A 17,495-nucleotide genomic window follows, 5' to 3' on the forward strand; every position below is an offset into this window, starting at 1 on the left:
GGCAATCTCGGCGAGCACGATGGGCAGAGTGTGCGCACGCAAAGACTTGGCGGCAATGACATTGATCCCACATATCTTGCCATCTAGTGTTGTTGGAGGTGGTTCAGCCGCAGGGCAGCCTTTCGAGGAAGCGCATCAGCAGACTTTCTTCACTATCAAGGCCCTTGCGTGCGGCTGCCCGGCGTAGTGCTGTGAGCTCACCGGTCTGAAACGCATCGATCAACGCAGGGTGGATATAGCACTTGCGGCATACCGCAGGTGTGCTCTCGGGTTGCCAGTCGAGCTCGCGCAGCATGCCCAGGTGCGATAGTCCTTGGCGGTAAAATCGGCACCCGTCAGCTCACGTAGATAGGCATTGACGTCAGTGAAACCAACGGCACGCCGCTCGTCCTGTTCGTCGAGGTCCTGAAACAAGTGCTGACCCGGCAGGTCGAGGCAGCGCCGGATTACCCGCGCAAGACGTCGATCATCGAGGCTGACTCCGTGCTCGATACCGCTCTTGCCGCGAAAGTGAAAACGGATGCCGCTGCCATGCACCTCGACATGCCGGTTACGCAGGGCATTGATGCGGGCGATTTCCAGAGGGGCACGCAGGCGCAGGCCCGGTTGGTTATCGTCGATATAGTGCAGGTCGGTAGGCAAGCCCTTGGGCAGGGCTGTTCATGCTCGCGCCTTAGGCCTGGCGCAGCGTCATGAGCGCTGTGCTCCACTGCTGAGCCTTGCAGGCGGGGCAGGCAATCTGCTGAACAGATGCCATGTGCTGAACGCGCCCGCAATGGTTGCAGGCATAGTCTCCCGGGCGTGGCACCTGCTGGTACACCGGACGGTGTGCTACTGGCAGCACGGAAAGTCCTTTGCGGGTCTGTTCCGCAGCGTAGTAGTACAGGCTGACGTCGCCATTTATCTCAACGATGGCCAGGCGTACCTGGCCCAGGTGCTCGACCCCGCGCAAGCGCAGCTCCATGAGAAATTCATCCTGAGAAATATTGCCCTGGTTGAGTGTGTCCAGCTCGAAAACACCGTCGCGTATCAAGGTGAAGGGGCTCCCCTCAATCCAGTCCTGCAAGCGCGGGCTGGTTGCCATCAGGGCGGTGGTGGCGCGATACAGAATGCCCATGGCCACGAAAACCGTGAGTACCGGTAACAGCGGCACATCTTCGTAAAAGGTCATATCGCCGGCCGCAGAGCCCAGGGTGAGAATCACCACGAGCTCGAACAGCGACAACTGGCGCACACCTCGCCGGCCCGCCAGTTTTAGAAACAGGAAGACCACGATGTAGGCAAGCAGCGTGCGCATCGCCACTTCACCGAGAAATCCGAGGGGTACTTCATCAAGTAACAGGCGCTGCCAGTCGAATGGGTGCATGACAATTTCCAGCGGTTGATATGTAACTTAGCCGCTGTGGCGTCCTGTTAAGTTCCGCTTATTTATTGCAAGGCAACCCGCTGCGTAGAGAGACGAGGGGGCAGCAGAAGGAAAGTCAGACAAACAAGGCGGCAAGTGCCGCCTTGTAATAGCTGTGCATTAAAAAGTGCATGACATTCTTGCGGGTGCCAGTAGGGCGTTATTCCGGCATGCTCCAGGGCTCAAGCGCGAAACCTTGACGGCTCAGTGCATCACGCGAGGCTTCGAGCACTTCGGCCAGGCGGGCCGGATCGCTGTAGGTGCTGCTGGAAAGCTGGGTGCGATCAAGCAGGCGTGTGCTGGTGCGGTCCAGCACGGTCAGGCTGAGCATTCCGCTGCCATCCTGCGGCGCCCAGGCGACACAGTGCAGGGGTTGAAAAGCGCGATCGGCAATCAGCAGTGCTTCATTAAAACGCAGCGGGGCGTTCATGGGGTCGGTTTCTCCGAGTGAGTTCCCTGGTAAACAATATGACGCGCATTTAAGAGGTTGCGCATTCGTCATAAGCGTTGATGGTTCGAGCCAACCTATAAGTCACATGACTTCACTTAAAAGGACGAGCGGTTGGCATTTATTGCTTATCGAACCCTCGTGCCGCGGTAGACCTTACACAGGTGAAAACATTCCCGACATCGTTGCAATGCAGGTGTTAGGCGGGTTAATTGCCAAGTACGGACGGCGTTAGCCATTAATAACTGCGACAGTCAGTCGCAGTTATTAATGGTGATGTCATAGACCTTTTAAAGCGGTTGCAGCTGTGCTGCCAGGGTGCCTCGTTCGCTCAACTCGAGGAACTCGTCACCCAGCCGCTGGCTTTCGGCCATGGCGATGCGCCAATAACGCTCGCGCCCGGCGTCATCGCCCAGGTAGCGGGTGAAGTCCTTGCGATCCGGTAGTTTGCCGTGGGGCAGGCGGGCCAGGTAATCCCGCGAGGGGGCGAGCAGCAGCACGTTCTGCAGGCGCAGTGCATCGCCCCGACGCCAAGGCATGACTTTGTCGAACCAGCCGGGAATCACTTTGTCGGTAAAGTGCGGATACAGCACGATGTCGTCACCGCTGTAGGGCAGGTCGAGGTGATAGTCCAGCAAGCCGCCGTCGCGGTAGGTGCCCGGGCCGGCGCCCGGAATATCCCGTACGCCCTCCATCACCATGGGAATCGACCCAGACGCGAGCAATGCATGGCGCAGATTCTGCACATCGAGTGGCAGGCAGCGGGAGGGGAAGTCGGTGAGCGCACCCAGCGGTGGGCTCAGGCGCGGGTCATGCAGAATGACCCGCTCGAAATGCCGCGCCAGGCGCGCGCGGCCCATCAGGTTGCTGCCAATAACCGACGACAGGCCCAGGCCCAGGTGGCCGCGCCGGTCTCCGGCAAGCAGGCCGTGGCTTTTCACGACCACGATATTCAGTCGGTAGTGCGGGTTGTCGAGGATGCTGGCGTCCTGATCCGCCAGGAGCTGGTCGAGCATCTGCCGGCAACTGCGCGACACCTCGGCCATGCTGACGCCCTTGGCAAAGCGCTGTGTTGTATAGAGTTCACCCAGACGGCGAATGCCGGCGGCGGCATCCGGCAGGCAGGCGCTGGCAAAGCGCCAGGAGCCGATGGAGGCGCCAATGAGCGAACGTTCGCGCGGTGTACGGGGTAGCCAGTCGCCGAATAGCGCCAGGTCCAGGCCCTGAATGCCGAGCGCCTTCGGTCCGCCGGCCGCGCCTGGCAGGATGCCCACGTCCGCCGGCTGCAAGCCGCGCTCGCGGATCTGTGCCAGGGCGCGGCTGCCGGCGCGTAGCGTCAGGGATGGCGTTTTAATGTGTATTGCGCTCATGCAGGTCTCCAGGCGTAATCCGCGATTATATAGGTAGGCGGCATTAGGCCTAGCTGGCTTCAGGCCGTGAATGTCAGGGGCATGGGCTATAGATGATGAGCAATTCAGCTTGGTTTAAGTCGTGCTGGGTAAGGTAGGGCGGTAACTGCACTGGAGGTCTAGCCCATGAAACCCCTTATCGCCCTGATCAGCGCTGCCAGTCTGCTGGCGGCCACCGCCGTTCTGGCTCGTGACCTGTCTGTCGACGAGGCCCGGCAACTGCATGAGGCCGGTGCTGTTTTATCGATCGAGGCCCTCAGCGCTGCCGCGCTCGCCCAGCACCCTGGCGGGGCGTTGGAGGATCAGGAGTTGGAAGAAGAATACGGCCGCTACGTTTACCAAGCGGAAATCCGCGATCAGAATGGCGGGCAATGGGACCTCGAGCTCGATGCGCGCACTGGGCAGGTCCTTAAAAATCATCGGGATGACTGACAGGACACCCCATGAATCGATTGATACCCAGCGCTGCACTCTGTGCAGCGCTGTTGCTGGCGCTGGCCGGTACCAGCAGCGCGCGTGACCTTGATCAGGACGAGGCGCTGAGACTGCGTCGCGACGGCCTCATACTGCCCCTCGACCAACTGATGCGCCCGGCGCTGCAACGTTACCCCGGTGCGACGCTGCTGGAGGCCGAACTGGAAGAGGAAGACGACGTGCTGGTGTATGAAGTAGAGCTGCTGACGCCGCAAGGTATCGTCCGCGAGTTGGAGCTCGATGCCCGTGATGGGCGGATTCTCAAGGACGAGGTGGATGACTGATGCGTCTGTTGCTGGTTGAAGACCATGTGCCCCTGGCCGATGAACTGATGGACGCGCTCAAGCGCCAGGGCTATGCGGTGGACTGGCTCGCCGATGGCCGCGATGCCGCGCACCAGGGCGCCAGTGAGCCTTATGACCTGATCATTCTCGATCTCGGTCTGCCGGGTAAACCAGGCCTTGAGGTGCTGCGTGACTGGCGTGCCGATGGCCTGGTCACGCCGGTACTGATTCTCACGGCGCGCGGCTCCTGGGCCGAGCGCATCGAAGGCCTGAAGGTCGGGGCCGATGATTACCTGACCAAGCCCTTTCATCCGGAAGAGTTGCAGCTGCGTATTCAGGCACTGTTGCGCCGTGCGCGCGGCCTGGCCAATCAGCCGCAGCTGGAGGCCGCGGGCTTACAGCTGGATGAGAGTCGCCAATGTGTGAGCCGTAACGGTGAGGTCATCGAGCTGACCAGCGCCGAATTTCGTCTGTTGCGCTACTTCATGCTGCATGCCGGGCAGTTGCTGTCCAAAAGCCACCTGGCCGAGCACCTGTATGACGGCGAAAGCGAGCGCGACTCCAATGTGATCGAAGTGCACGTCAACCACCTGCGGCGCAAGCTGGGCCGCAGTGTGATCGAAACTCGCCGCGGCCAGGGTTACCGCTTTACCGGTGATGCCGGGTGAGGTCGATTCAGCAGCGGCTCAGTCTGGGCCTGGTCAGTGTGCTGCTGATCGTGGGTCTGGTGCTGATGCAGACCAGTGTCTGGCTGTTCGATCACAGCCTGCGCAGCTACCTGCGTGCAGGTCTCAAGGATGAGGCCGAGTCGCTGCTGATCGCGCTGGTACGAGGCCCTCAGGGCTTGCAGTTGGATGAACAGCGCCTCAGCGCCGCGTTCCAGCGGCCGTATTCGGGGCTGTATTTCCGTATCGACCTGCCCGATGTCACCTGGCGCTCTCGCTCGCTGTGGGATCGGCAGTTGGAAATGGCCGCGCAACCCGGTTTGCAGGCCGAGCTAGGCGACGGCCCCCAGGGGCAGTTGTTGCTGACTTACCGTGCCGATTACCAGCGTTTTGGCCAACAGCTGAGTATTCATGTGGCCCGCGACTACACCCCGGTGCTGCAAAGCTTTCGCCGGGTCGAGCGGGTCGGACTGGGACTGGGTGTCGGTGCGCTGGTGCTGATCCTGCTGCTGCAGCGGGTCACGGTAAACCGCGCGTTGCGACCCCTGGAAAAGGTCCGCCTGCAGATTGCCCAGTTGCAGCAGGGGCAACGCAGCGAGCTGGATCGCGACGTTCCGCAGGAACTTGAACCTCTGGTGGCCCAGGTCAATCACCTGCTCACGCACACCGAGGACACCCTCAAGCGCTCACGCAATGCTTTGGGCAACCTTGGCCATGCCCTGAAAACGCCCCTGGCCGTGTTGGTCAGCCTGGCTGATCGCGCGGACATTCGCCGTGACCCGGCGCTGCATCGCACCCTGGTCGAGCAACTGGAGCAAATCGAGCAACGTCTGACCCGCGAACTGGGCCGTGCTCGGCTGGCCGGGGAAGCCTTACCGGGTGCGCACTTCGACTGCGCCGAAGAACTGCCTGGGCTGGTCGCAACCCTGGCGATGATCCATGACGATGGTGTGCAACTGACCTGGCAGGCTGAGCCTGGGTTGCGCTTGCCATGGGACCGCGAAGACCTGCTGGAGCTGCTGGGCAACCTGCTGGATAACGCCTGCAAATGGGCTGATAGCGAGGTTGCTCTGAGTATTACGCGCACGCCACAAGGCTTCGTGCTCAAAGTCGAAGACGATGGCCCGGGTATCGAAGCCGAACGCCGTGATGCCGTGCTCAGTCGAGGAACGCGCCTCGATGAGCAGGTGGCCGGGCACGGCCTGGGGCTGGGTATCGTGCGCGATATTGTGGAGGCCTGGTCAGGCCGCCTGAGTCTGGATGACAGCCCGCTGGGCGGGCTGTGTGTGGAGGTTGTGCTGCCGCCAAGGCCGCACTAGCAGGCACTCGGTTGTCAGTGGTGCGCATGGCGCACCCTACACAGCCTCTAGCCATCACATGCCGTTGGTAAAGGCCGGGTTACCCATGTCAATGGCAGCACGCACGGGCTTCAGCGCGCTTGCGTACCTGACCAGAATATCCAGGGTGTAGTCGATACGCGCCAGCAGGCGCTGCTCGTCTTCGGCCGGCGTCGTGGTGCCATTGAGCATCTTCTCGACATTGCGCACGATCAGGTGCTCGGGCAGGTAGCACAGACGGCAGTTCTTGTAGCTCGAGGCGCGCAGTTCGGTGATCGGCGAGCCACCGCCAATTCCCGAAGAAACCCCGACCAGTAGACCGGGCTTGTGCGCCAGCTCCGCCTTGCTGGCATAAATGAAGAAGTTCTTGATCGCCGGGCAGGCCATGCCGTTCCACTCGGGGGCAATCACGATGACGCCGTCGGCGGCTTGCAACTGCTGGCGGTAAAGGTCCCAAGGGCCGGCATCTTCACCCGGCCACAGGGGCAGGGGAGCCATCCCTAAGTCGATGACCTGACTGTTGGCGGCGTTGGTGTGACCCAACTGCTCCAGGCGCTGGCGCAGGTAGCGGGCGACTTTGCCCGACTGGCTGTTGTTGCGGCTGGAGCCGGCGATGATGGCGATATTGAGCATAGGAGTGCCTCTTGAGGAAAGTGCCAGAGTAGGACGCAGACGCGCCTGCGGGCAAGCTTCGACCCGCGTGCGCGTTGGTCTGGTGATTGCGCTTCTGCCAGGGCGAATGGCACGGCGTTTTGACAGGGCAGGACGCATCCGGCAGAGTACGCCGCTTTTTCGCCCAGCCACGGCGTGCAGGGCACTGAGCGGGAGCGCAAGCTAGATGAACGCAGTAATCGCAGCGGTCGGCATCATGCTGGTCCTCAGTCTGTGCCGTGTGCACGTGGTAGTGGCGCTGATTATCGGTGCACTGGCCGGTGGTCTGATCGGCGGCTTGGGCGTGCAGGGTACCCTGAGTGCTTTCAATGGCGGGCTCGGTGGTGGCGCCACCGTTGCGCTGTCCTATGCGCTGCTGGGGGCCTTTGCCGTGGCCATTGCCAAGTCCGGCCTGGCCCACGCCCTGGCGGACAAGGTGCTGGCCCTGGTTGGCCAGCAAGACCGTGAAGGCGCAGGGGCCCTGAAATGGCTGTTGATCGCCCTGCTGCTGAGCGTCGCCATTGCTTCGCAGAATATTCTGCCCATCCATATCGCCTTTATCCCGCTGCTGGTGCCGCCGCTGCTGTATGTGCTGAGCAAGCTGCAGTTGGATCGGCGGCTAATCGCCTGCGTGCTGACGTTCGGCCTGATTACCCCCTATATGTTTCTGCCCGTGGGCTTTGGCGGCATCTTCCTCAATGAGATTCTGCTGGCCAATGTGGCCAAGGCTGGAGTGGATATCAGCGGCGTGAACATCCTCGATGCCATGCTGATTCCTGCTTTGGGCATGGTCTTTGGCCTGCTGGTGGCAGTGTTGTTCAGCTACCGCGGCAAGCGCAGTTATGACCTGGCGCGGATCGAGCAGCGTGAACGCCTGGCCACCGATTACAATGGCCTCAGCCTGCTGGTGGCGGGCGTGGCGATTGCCGCGGCCTTTGCCATTCAGTTGTGGCTGGACTCCATGATCATCGGTGCACTGGTCGGTTTCGTGATCTTTTCCGTATCGGGTGTGGTGCGCTGGAAAGAAGCGGACGGTCTGTTCACCGAAGGCATGAAGATGATGGCCATGATCGGCTTCATCATGATTGCCGCGGCGGGTTTTGCCGAGGTGATGAAGGCCACGGGTGAGGTACAGACCCTGGTCGACGGGGCGGCCGGGCTGATCGGCCACAACAAGGCAATCGGTGCCTTGCTGATGTTGCTGGTCGGCCTGCTGGTGACCATGGGGATCGGCTCGTCGTTTTCCACCGTGCCGATCATTGCCGCGATCTTCGTGCCGCTGGGCCTGCAGTTGGGCTTCAGCCCGCTGGCTATCGTCAGTATCGTCGGGACGGCAGGTGCCTTGGGCGATGCCGGCTCACCGGCATCGGATTCGACCCTGGGCCCGACCGCTGGCCTCAACGCCGACGGCCAGCACAACCATATTTGGGACAGCGTTGTGCCGACATTCCTGCATTACAACCTGCCGCTGTTGGCGTTCGGTTGGCTCGCCGCGATGGTGCTGTAATCTCGCTGACCTGGCGGCCGGGCAAAATATGTGCTTAACCCTAGAGCGGGGCTGCCGATAACTCGGTAGTCCCGTTTGATTTATAGCCGTACAGGAATAATAAAAATGCGCCTAACCCTGAAAAGCAAAGTCATGTTGCTGGCCTTGCTGCCAGTAATACTGTTCGCCCTGATCCTCAGTGGCGCTGCCGCGAATGTACTGCGCGGCCTGGCGGCCGAGGAGGTACACGACACCCGAGAGCGACTGATTGAAGGCAAACGGGTTGAGCTAGAAAACTACATCAAGATCGCCCTGGACTCTGTGCAGGCGCTTTACAGCGCTTCGGCCGAGGGCGACATGGACAGTCGTGCGCAAGCGATTGCCGTGCTGTCGAAGATCAAGTTTGGCCAGGACGGCTACTTCTTCGGCCACGACTCCAATGTGGTGCGGCTGTTCCGTAGCGACAGCCCGGTGGATGTCGGCAAAAGCCTCATCGATCGTCGCGATCCCAACGGGGTCTACACCAACCGCGAGTTGGTCAATGTCGCGAAGAACGGCACCTACTACGTCAACTATTCCTCGCCGCTGCCGACCGACGACACGGTCATGGTGCCCAAGCTCGCGTACAGCTACTACCTGCCTAAATGGGACATGGCCGTCGGCACGGCGCTGAACCTCGACGGCGTTGAGGCGCAGGTAGCCGAGGTTCAGGTGGCCATCGATGAGCGCATCAACACCATCCTGACCAGCATCCTGATAATTGCCGTGGTGCTGCTGCTGGTGTTTGCCGTAGCCGGTTATGTATTGAGCAATGCCTTCCTGCGGCCTCTGCAGCACATCAAGAACAACCTCGATGACATCGCTGCCGGCGAAGGTGACCTGACTCGTCGTCTACCGGTTGACGGTAATGATGAACTCAGCGAACTGGCGGGTTCGTTCAACCGTTTTGTCGAGAAGATTCATGGTCTGGTCCGGCAGATTGCCGAAATGACCGGTCAATTGACCGATCTGGTCGGCCAGGTGACCGCGCAAACCGAACGCTCCAACGTCGCCATGGGGCGCCAGCGTCACGAAACCGATCAGGTGGCTACGGCAATCAACGAGATGTCGGCGGCTGCCCAGGAAGTGGCACAAAGCGCTCAGGGCGCCGCCGAAGCTGCCCGCAAAACTGATGAGGAAGGGCAGGCAGCCAAGCGTGTGGTCGACGGTAGTATCGAGCGTATTCATGCTCTGGTCGAAGATATCCGCAGCAGCGGGGTGTCGCTCGACAGCCTGCAGCAAGACGTGAGCAGTATTGTCAGTGTGCTGGATGTGATTCGCTCGATTGCCGAGCAAACCAACCTGTTGGCGCTCAACGCTGCTATCGAGGCGGCACGGGCTGGTGAGGCTGGGCGCGGTTTTGCCGTGGTTGCCGATGAGGTGCGGGCCCTGGCCAGCCGCACTCAGCAAAGCACCCAGGAAATCCAGGGCATGATCGACCGTCTGCAAAAGGGCACGCAGCAATCAGTCAGCGCCATGCGCCAATCCAGCGATGCAGGTGAGTTGACCAGCGAGCAGGCCAACCGCGCGGGTGCCTCGCTCGATACCATCGCCCAACTGATCACCACCATCAATGCGATGAACGCACAGATCGCCAGCGCTGCCGAAGAGCAGACGGCGGTGGCCGAGGAAATCAATCGCAGCGTCCACCAGATCGCTGTCGCCGTCGACAGTGTGGCCGATGAAACCGAACAGGGTGCGCAGACTGCGCGGAGTCTCGCCAACCTCGGCGAGCGCTTGGGCACCCTGGTGCGCCAGTTCCGTATCTGAGCCTTGTCGTGGCGGCGCACGCGCGCCGCCACATCAGGCAAAAACAACTGGCACTTTGCTCATGCCGTGGCGGACTAAGCTGCACACGTCCCTGCCTGCGGTTCAGTTATGCCCTCTACGACTCTCGAACATAAAACTTTTCTATTGCTGCTGATCGGCGTGACCATCGCCTTTGGCTGGCTACTCCTGCCGTTCTATGGCGCAGTGTTCTGGGCGGTGGTCCTGGCGGTCGTGTTCAACCCGCTGCAGCGCCGGTTGGCGCGGCGTACCGGTGGGCGCGGCAACCTTTCGGCGCTGATTACCCTGGTCATCTGCCTGCTGTTCGCGGTACTGCCGACCATTGCCATCATCACCATGCTGGTCGAGGAGGGCACCAGCTTGTATCAGCGTATCGAGTCTGGCGAGTTGGATATCGGCGCGGGCGTGGAGCAGGTCAAGGCTGCGCTACCCGCGAGTATCCAGGCTCAGCTGAGTCGGGTTGGCCTGGATGATTCGGAGGGGCTGCGCGAGCGGATTTCCAACGGCGCCATGCAAGGCAGCCAGTTTCTGGCGACCAAGCTGTTCGCCATTGGCCAGGGCACCTTTCAGTTCGTTATCGGCTTTTTCGTCATGCTCTACCTGCTGTTCTTCTTTCTGCGTGACGGCCAGGCCCTGGCCCGTCAATTGCGCATGGTGGCGCCATTGGGCGAGAACCAGAAGCGTCGATTGCAGATCAAGTTCACCCGTGTCGTACGCGCCACGGTCAAGGGCAATATTGTTGTTGCTGCGGTACAGGGCGCCCTCGGCGGGATCATCTTCTGGGTGCTGGATATCCCCAGTGCGCTGCTGTGCGGGGTGTTGATGGCCTTTCTCTCCTTGCTGCCGGCGGTAGGCGCCGGGCTGGTCTGGGGGCCGTTTGCGCTGTACATGCTGCTCAATGGTCAGGTGTGGCAGGGCGTGGTCCTGACTGCGTTTGGCGTGCTGGTGATCGGCCTGGTCGATAACATCCTGCGGCCGATTCTGGTGGGCAAGGACACGCGCATGCCGGACTACCTGGTACTGATCTCCACGCTTGGCGGGCTGTCGCTGTTCGGCCTCAACGGCTTTGTCATCGGGCCGCTGATCGCCGCCCTGTTCCTGTCGAGCTGGAACCTGTTCAGCAGTGAGAAGAAGACCGTGCGCCTGCCGGATTGATGAACAGTGGATGAAAAAAAGCCGGCATAGCGCCGGCTTTTGTCTGCCTGTTGACTTAGAACGCTGCAAGCCCAGCCTGCTGCACCAACTCCAGCAGCGGCTGCGGGTAGACGCCGAGGGCGAAGGCCAGCAGGGCGATCAGCAGCAGCACAATACCGCCAGCGCGCTGGCCCCAGTTGAACGGCGCGTCGTGGCGGCGCAGGTTGGGTTCGGAGAGAAACAGGGTGACTACCACACGCAGGTAGTAGAACACTGCAATCGCGCTGCCCAGCACCAATGCCCCCAGCAGCCACCACAGCTGCGCCTGGACCCCGGCGGCGATCACATAGAACTTGCCGATAAAGCCTGCAGTGAGCGGAATACCGGCCAGGGACAGCATCATCACTGTCAGCACGGCGGTCAGGTACGGGCGACGCCAGAACAGGCCACGGTACTCGTAGAGCGCATCGCAGTCGCGGCCCTTGTAAGGCGTGGACATCAGGGTGATCACACCGAACGCGCCAAGGCTGGTCAGCACGTAAGTTGCCAGGTATACGCCAATGGCTTCGACTGCCAGGCCCTTGCTGGCCACCAGGGCGATCAGCAGATAACCGAAGTGGGCGATGGAGGAGTAACCGAGCAGGCGCTTGAGGTTGCTTTGCAGCAGCGCCAGCAGGTTGCCGAACAGAATCGAGGCGATGGCGATCACGGTCAGCAGCTCGTTCAGCCAGCCACCGGCCATCGCTGGTGATATCTGGTACAGACGCAGCAGTACGGCGAACACCGCGACCTTGCTGGCGGTGGCGAGAAAGGCCGCGACCGGCGCGGGGGCGCCTTCGTAGACGTCCGGGGTCCACAGGTGGAAGGGTACCAGCGACAGTTTGAAGGCCAGGCCGACGAGCATCATGCCGATGCCGATCTGCACCAGCAGGCCGCTGCCATTGGCCGCCAGGCTGGCACCGATCTGGGCAAAGCCCAGGCTGCCGGACTCGGCATACAACAGCGCCATGCCGAACAGCAGGAAGGCACTGCCGGCCGCCGACAGCACCATGTATTTGATGCCGGCTTCCAGCGAGCGCTTGTTGAAGAAGGCGTAGGCCACCAGGCCATACACCGGTACCGAAAGTAGCTCCAGGCCGATAAACAGACCCGCCAGGTGCTGAGCACTGACCAACACCAGACCGCCCGCGGCTGACAGCAGCATCAGCAGGTACAGCTCTTCGCGGTTGCCGGGGTAGCCTTTCTTCTCGCTGGTGCTGCTGTCGACAGTGGCTTCGCCGAGGTAGGCATGGCTCAGGGTCACACAGGCCAGGGTCGCCACCAGCACCAGGGCCATGTAAAACGCCGCGAAATGATCCACTGCCAGCAACGGCGTGACCTGCAACGGCAGAACTTCAAGAGTCGGGATCAGCGACAGCAGCGCCAGGTTGAGGCCGATCACCGAGAGCACGAAGGTCAGGGTGTGGTTGCGCTTCCAGGCGATGGCCAGCATCACCACAATGGCGGTGGCGCTGGTCACCAGCAGGGGCAGCAGGGCGATAAGGTGGTCCAGGGTAAAGGGCATATCACTGCTTTCCATTACAGGCTACCGCGCTGGGCAAGTTGATCGAGGGCTGTGCCCAGCCATTGCTGCACGCCTTGCATGCTGGCGGCAGAGGTGTCGAGAACCGGTTGTGGGTAGACGCCGAGCAGAATCAGCAGCACTGCCAACAGCAGCACCATACCGAGTTCACGCGGCGCCAGGCCAGGCAGGGCAGCATCGCTGCGGGCCGGGCCGAAGAACGCCCGGTGAATCATGATCAGCGCGTACACCGAGCCCAGCACCAGGCCGCTGGTGGCCAGCACGGTGATCCAGGGCGCAGCAGGGAAGCTGCCCAGCAGAATCAGGAACTCACCGACGAAGTTACCGGTACCCGGCAGGCCCAGCGCCGCAGCGGCGAAGAACAGGCACAGTGCCGGCAGCCAGGGCATGCGTCCCCAGATACCACCCATTTCCCGCAGGTCACGGGTGTGCAGGCGTTCGTACAGCTGGCCGCAGAGGATAAACAGCGCCGCAGCCGAGAGGCCGTGGGCGAGCATCTGCACCACGGCACCCTGCAGGGCGATCTGGCTGCCGGAGTAGATGGCGATCAGCACAAAGCCCATGTGCGAGACGCTGGAGTAGGCGATCAGGCGTTTGATATCGGTCTGGGCGAACGACAGCAGCGCGCCGTAGACGATGGCAAACACACCCAGGCCCATGGCGATAGGTGCGAAGGCCGCCGAGGCGTCCGGGAACAGCGGCAGTGCGAAGCGCATCAGGCCATAAGCAGCGGTTTTCAGCAGAATACCGGCAAGGTCGACGGAGCCGGCAGTCGGCGCCTGGGCGTGGGCGTCCGGCAGCCAGGAGTGCAGAGGCACCACCGGGAACTTGACCGCGAAGGCGATAAAAAAGCCGAGCATCAGCAGGTATTCGGTGCCGGCGGAGAGTTCGGTCTTGAGCAGGTCGGCGTAGTTGAAGGTCAGCACGCCAGTCTGGTCGAAGTGCACGAACACCAGGGCGAGAATCGCCACCAGCATGATCAGGCCGCTGGCCTGGGTGTAGATAAAGAACTTGGTCGCCGCGGTGATGCGGGTTTTACCGGCGCTGCCGCTATGGCCCCAGAGTGCGATGAGGAAATACATCGGCACCAGCATCATTTCCCAGAAGAAAAAGAACAGGAACAGGTCGATGGCCAGGAACACGCCGACTACTCCACCGAGAATCCACATCAGGTTGAGGTGGAAGAAGCCGACCCGCTGTTTGATCTCATTCCACGAGCAAAGCACCGAGAGCACGCCGAGTAGGCCGGTGAGTGTCACCATCAGCACCGACAGACCGTCGAGCGCCAGGTGCACGCTGATGCCGAAGCGCTCGATCCAGCTGACCTGAAATTCGTAGGCCCACAACGGATCTGCGCCAGGCGCCGGGGCGCGGCTGAAGTCGGCCGTCAGCCACAGCAGCAGGCTCAGGCCGAACAGCGCGAGCATGGTCAGCAGGGCGATCCAGCGCGGCAGCAAGGGGCCGAAGCGCTCGCCGAGCCAGCACAGCAGGCCGCCGATAAAGGGAATCAGGATTAGCCAAGGCAGAATCATGATGTACGGGGTTCCTTTGGCAAATTGGGCATAGTCGGTTCAGACCAGCAGGACAATGGCGAGCAGCAGCACCGCGCCGCCGACCAGCGACAGGGCATAGCCGCGCACCTGGCCGGTTTCGCTGCGGCTGAGCAGGGCATGGCCCGCGCGGGTCAGGCGCGGAATCACGCCAATCGCGCCGTCGATGGGGTCATGGGCCAGCAGGCGGGTCGCCAGCAGGTAGGGCCTGATGAAAATCCGTTCGTACAGCCAGTCGAAGCCCCAGGCGGCGAACCACCAGGCACTGAGCAGGCGCCCCGGCGCGCTGGCGGCAATGGTATTAACCAACTGACGGCGGCCGAGAAACAGCAGGGCGGCGAGGATAATGCCAGCCAGGGCGATGGCGCCGGAGGCAATTTCCAGGCTGTGTTTGGCCTCACCACCGGCATGCCCGACGCTCTGCGGCAGCACGCCGGCCAGAGGCGGGGTGATCAGTGCGCCGATAAAGGTCGAGAGCACGATCAGCGTGCCCAGCGGCAGCCAATGCGCCACGCCATGACCGGCATGGGCTTCGGTCTGCTGCTCGCCATGGAAGGCGATAAAGATCAGGCGGAAGGTGTACAGCGAAGTGAGGAAGGCGCCCGCCAGGCCCGCGTACAGCAAGCCACTGTGGCCGCTGGCGAAGGCTTCCCAGAGGATCTCATCCTTGGAGTAGAAGCCTGCGGTAATCAGCGGCAGTGCCGCCAGAGCCGCGCCGCCGACGATAAAGCTGGCGTAGGCCAGAGGCAGTTTCTTCCACAGACCGCCCATTTTGAAGATGTTCTGCTCATGGTGGCAGGCGTTGATCACCGCGCCCGAGGCGAGGAACAGCAGCGCTTTGAAGAACGCGTGGGTCATCAGGTGGAAGATCGCCGCATCCCAGGCGCCGACGCCCAGGGCGAGGAACATGTAGCCGATCTGGCTCATGGTCGAGTAGGCGAGGATGCGCTTGATATCGGTTTGCACCAGGGCGGCAAAGCCAGCCAGCACCAGGGTCACGGCACCGACGACGCCGACCAGCTGGAGAATCTCCGGGGTCAGGATAAACAGGCCGTGGGTCCGCGCGATCAGGTAGACGCCGGCGGTGACCATGGTCGCCGCGTGGATCAGCGCCGAAACGGGCGTCGGGCCGGCCATGGCGTCGGCCAGCCAGGTCTGCAGCGGCAACTGGGCCGACTTGCCCACCGCGCCACCGAGCAGCATCAGGGTGGCGATCCACAACCAGCTATCGCCTTCCACGTATTTCTGCGGCGCCAGCAGCATCAGCTCCTGAATATTCAGGGTGCCCAGGTGCAGGAACAGGATAAACAGGCCGATGGCCATAAACACGTCGCCGATCCGGGTGACGATAAACGCCTTGAGCGCTGCGTTACCGTTGGCGCGGTGGCTGTAGTAGAAGCCGATCAGCAGGTAGGAGCACAGGCCCACACCTTCCCAGCCGAAGTACAGCATCAGCAGGTTATCGCCCAGTACCAGCAGCAACATGCTGAAGATAAACAGGTTGGTGTAGGCGAAGAAACGCGAGTAGCCCGCCTCACCGCGCATGTACCAACTGGCGAACAGGTGGATAAGAAAGCCCACGCCGGTGACCACGCCGAGCATGGTCACCGACAAGCCATCGAGGTACAGGGTGAAGCTGGGGGTGAAGCCGCCCACGCTCATCCACTGCCAGAGAAACTGGGTGTACACGCCGCCGGGTGGTGGTGCCAGGTTGAATTGCAGGATCACCCAGGCCGCCGTGAGAGCGGACAGGCCGACCGAGCCGACACCGATCAGCGCCGCGCTGTTTTCCGCCAGGCGCCCACGGGAGAACGCCAGAATAAACCAGCCGAGCAGGGGGAACAGGCAGGTAAGGATCAGAAGGTTCATCCGCGCATCTCGCTGGCAGCGTCGATATCCAGGGTGTTGAAGCGGCGATACAGCTGCAGCAGGATCGCCAGGCCGATACTCGCTTCAGCAGCCGCCAGGGTGATCACCAGGATAAACATCACCTGGCCATCGGCGGTGCCCCAGCGCGCGCCAGCAACAACAAAGGCCAGGGCCGCGGCGTTCATCATCACTTCCAGGCTCATCAGCACGAACAGAATGTTGCGCCGCACCATCAGTCCGACCAGGCCCAGGCTGAACAGCACGGCAGCCAGGGCCAGGCCATGCTCCATGGGAATTGTGCTCATGGCGTGATCTCCTTGGCTTCGTGGCGGCCCAGGTGGTAAGCCGCGACCAGCGCGGCGAGCAGCAGCATGGAGGCCAGCTCCACGGCCAGCAGGTAGGGGCCGAACAGGCTGATGCCCACGGCTTTGGCGTCCACCGTCTCGGCGCCGATCATGGCGCCACTGGGGGCGACGAACAGCACATAGAGCAACTGGCCCAGCAGCAGGGCGCTAAGCAGCGCCGGGCCGATCCAGATGCGCGGCGTCAGCCATTTCTGCTCCTGTTCGCTGGCCGATGGCCCGAGGTTCAGCATCATCACCACGAAGACGAACAGCACCATGATGGCGCCGGCGTAGACGATGATTTCCAGGGCGCCGGCAAAGGGCGCGCCGAGGCTGAAGAACACCATCGCCACCGCGAGCAGGGAAATGATCAGGTACAGCAGCGCGTGTACCGGGTTGGTGTGGGTGATGACTCGCAAGGTGGCCATCACGGCCACCCCGGCGGCAAAGTAGAAAGCGAATTCCACAAGCGTCTCCTTAGGGCAGCAGGCTCTTCACGTTGATCGGCTCGGCCTCGTTCTGCGCGGCGCCCTTGGGCTTGCCGGCAATGGCCATCCCGGCCACGCGGTAGAAGTTGTAGTCCGGGTTCTTGCCTGGACCGGAGATCAGCAAGTCGTGCTTCTCGTAGACCAGGTCCTGGCGTTTGTACTCGCCCATCTCGAAATCCGGGGTGAGCTGGATCGCTGTGGTCGGGCAGGCTTCCTCGCACAGGCCGCAGAAGATGCAGCGCGAGAAGTTGATGCGGAAAAACTCCGGGTACCAGCGGCCGTCGTCGGTCTCGGCCTTTTGCAGGGCGATGCAGCCCACCGGGCATGCCACCGCACAGAGGTTGCAGGCGACGCAGCGCTCTTCACCATCGGGGTCACGGGTCAGGACGATGCGCCCGCGGTAACGCGGTGGCAGGTACACGGCTTCTTCGGGGTACTGCAGGGTGTCGCGCTTGCGAAAGGTATGACTGAACACCATCACCAGGCTGCGCAGCTGGGTGAAGGTGCCGGTCACGACGTTCTTGATGTAGTTGAACATGGCG

At 62.0% G+C, this 17,495-nt stretch carries 17 protein-coding genes and 1 pseudogene; 7 read left to right on the top strand and 11 right to left on the bottom strand.

Features of this window, described 5'->3' with window-relative positions:
- Positions 1-103: 103 nt before the first annotated feature.
- The 4 genes and pseudogenes from BMW49_RS13555 to BMW49_RS13570 form a co-directional block, all read right to left on the bottom strand.
- Positions 104-567: pseudogene (locus BMW49_RS13555) on the bottom strand (DNA topoisomerase IB); the annotation flags it as partial.
- Positions 568-673: 106 nt separating this feature from the next.
- Positions 674-1,366, bottom strand: coding sequence for a YetF domain-containing protein (locus tag BMW49_RS13560; RefSeq protein WP_069517395.1), 693 nt, complete (start codon positions 1,364-1,366; stop codon positions 674-676).
- A 199-nt stretch (positions 1,367-1,565) separates the two neighbouring features.
- Positions 1,566-1,835, bottom strand: coding sequence for a hypothetical protein (locus BMW49_RS13565; protein ID WP_069517393.1), 270 nt, complete (start codon positions 1,833-1,835; stop codon positions 1,566-1,568).
- Between the two features lie 308 nt (positions 1,836-2,143).
- Entirely contained in the window at positions 2,144-3,223 is a 1,080-nt protein-coding gene (locus BMW49_RS13570; RefSeq protein WP_069517392.1) for a patatin-like phospholipase family protein, read from the bottom strand.
- A 165-nt stretch (positions 3,224-3,388) separates the two neighbouring features.
- On the opposite strand from BMW49_RS13570, the gene BMW49_RS13575 reads away from it, so the two are divergent.
- Genes BMW49_RS13575 through BMW49_RS13590 form a run of 4 tightly spaced genes read left to right on the top strand, consistent with a single transcriptional unit; the run spans position 3,389 to position 6,004 of the window.
- Complete coding sequence (locus BMW49_RS13575) at positions 3,389-3,694, top strand: PepSY domain-containing protein (protein ID WP_069517390.1); 306 nt, start codon at positions 3,389-3,391, stop codon at positions 3,692-3,694.
- Between the two features lie 11 nt (positions 3,695-3,705).
- Positions 3,706-4,020 carry a PepSY domain-containing protein gene (locus BMW49_RS13580; RefSeq protein ID WP_069517387.1) on the top strand — a complete coding sequence of 105 codons (315 nt, stop codon included), beginning with the start codon at positions 3,706-3,708 and terminating at the stop codon, positions 4,018-4,020.
- Complete coding sequence (locus tag BMW49_RS13585; protein WP_069517384.1) at positions 4,020-4,688, top strand: response regulator transcription factor; 669 nt, start codon at positions 4,020-4,022, stop codon at positions 4,686-4,688. The genes BMW49_RS13580 and BMW49_RS13585 overlap by 1 nt, the downstream gene beginning before the upstream one ends.
- The gene (locus BMW49_RS13590) at positions 4,685-6,004 is read left to right on the top strand and encodes an ATP-binding protein (protein ID WP_069517382.1); all 1,320 of its coding nucleotides are present in this window, start codon (positions 4,685-4,687) and stop codon (positions 6,002-6,004) included. Before BMW49_RS13585 ends, BMW49_RS13590 begins: the two co-directional genes overlap by 4 nt.
- A gap of 54 nt (positions 6,005-6,058) precedes the next feature.
- Here BMW49_RS13590 and BMW49_RS13595 read toward each other — a convergent pair whose 3' ends face one another.
- A complete protein-coding gene (locus BMW49_RS13595; RefSeq protein WP_069517380.1) occupies positions 6,059-6,655 on the bottom strand; it encodes an NADPH-dependent FMN reductase in 597 nt (198 codons plus the stop codon).
- Between the two features lie 205 nt (positions 6,656-6,860).
- On the opposite strand from BMW49_RS13595, the gene BMW49_RS13600 reads away from it, so the two are divergent.
- The 3 genes from BMW49_RS13600 (at position 6,861) to BMW49_RS13610 (ending at position 11,141) form a co-directional block, all read left to right on the top strand.
- On the top strand, positions 6,861-8,180 hold the full coding sequence (locus BMW49_RS13600) for a Na+/H+ antiporter family protein (protein WP_069517378.1): 1,320 nt from the start codon (positions 6,861-6,863) through the stop codon (positions 8,178-8,180).
- A 105-nt stretch (positions 8,181-8,285) separates the two neighbouring features.
- Positions 8,286-9,968 carry a methyl-accepting chemotaxis protein gene (locus tag BMW49_RS13605; protein WP_069517377.1) on the top strand — a complete coding sequence of 561 codons (1,683 nt, stop codon included), beginning with the start codon at positions 8,286-8,288 and terminating at the stop codon, positions 9,966-9,968.
- Positions 9,969-10,076: 108 nt separating this feature from the next.
- Positions 10,077-11,141 carry an AI-2E family transporter gene (locus tag BMW49_RS13610; protein ID WP_069517375.1) on the top strand — a complete coding sequence of 355 codons (1,065 nt, stop codon included), beginning with the start codon at positions 10,077-10,079 and terminating at the stop codon, positions 11,139-11,141.
- 55 nt (positions 11,142-11,196) lie between these two features.
- Here the strand turns inward: BMW49_RS13610 and nuoN are convergent, their stop codons facing one another.
- From nuoN to nuoI, 6 genes are read right to left on the bottom strand one after another with little or no spacing between them, the layout of a single operon-like run.
- Positions 11,197-12,684 carry an NADH-quinone oxidoreductase subunit NuoN gene (gene nuoN / locus BMW49_RS13615; RefSeq protein ID WP_069517373.1) on the bottom strand — a complete coding sequence of 496 codons (1,488 nt, stop codon included), beginning with the start codon at positions 12,682-12,684 and terminating at the stop codon, positions 11,197-11,199.
- Between the two features lie 14 nt (positions 12,685-12,698).
- Positions 12,699-14,234: an NADH-quinone oxidoreductase subunit M gene (gene nuoM, locus BMW49_RS13620; protein ID WP_069517371.1), complete on the bottom strand. Its 1,536-nt coding sequence runs from the start codon at positions 14,232-14,234 to the stop codon at positions 12,699-12,701.
- A gap of 39 nt (positions 14,235-14,273) precedes the next feature.
- Complete coding sequence (gene nuoL, locus BMW49_RS13625; protein ID WP_069517369.1) at positions 14,274-16,121, bottom strand: NADH-quinone oxidoreductase subunit L; 1,848 nt, start codon at positions 16,119-16,121, stop codon at positions 14,274-14,276.
- Positions 16,118-16,426 carry an NADH-quinone oxidoreductase subunit NuoK gene (gene nuoK / locus BMW49_RS13630; protein WP_069517367.1) on the bottom strand — a complete coding sequence of 103 codons (309 nt, stop codon included), beginning with the start codon at positions 16,424-16,426 and terminating at the stop codon, positions 16,118-16,120. The genes nuoL and nuoK overlap by 4 nt, the downstream gene beginning before the upstream one ends.
- Positions 16,423-16,932, bottom strand: a complete 510-nt coding sequence (gene nuoJ, locus BMW49_RS13635) for an NADH-quinone oxidoreductase subunit J (protein WP_069517365.1) — start codon at positions 16,930-16,932, stop codon at positions 16,423-16,425. Before nuoJ ends, nuoK begins: the two co-directional genes overlap by 4 nt.
- A 10-nt stretch (positions 16,933-16,942) precedes the next feature.
- Entirely contained in the window at positions 16,943-17,491 is a 549-nt protein-coding gene (gene nuoI, locus BMW49_RS13640; protein ID WP_069517362.1) for an NADH-quinone oxidoreductase subunit NuoI, read from the bottom strand.
- Positions 17,492-17,495 lie beyond the last annotated feature (4 nt).

Source organism: Pseudomonas cuatrocienegasensis, from assembly GCF_900110925.1.
Classification (GTDB): Bacteria; Pseudomonadota; Gammaproteobacteria; order Pseudomonadales; family Pseudomonadaceae; genus Aquipseudomonas; species Aquipseudomonas cuatrocienegasensis.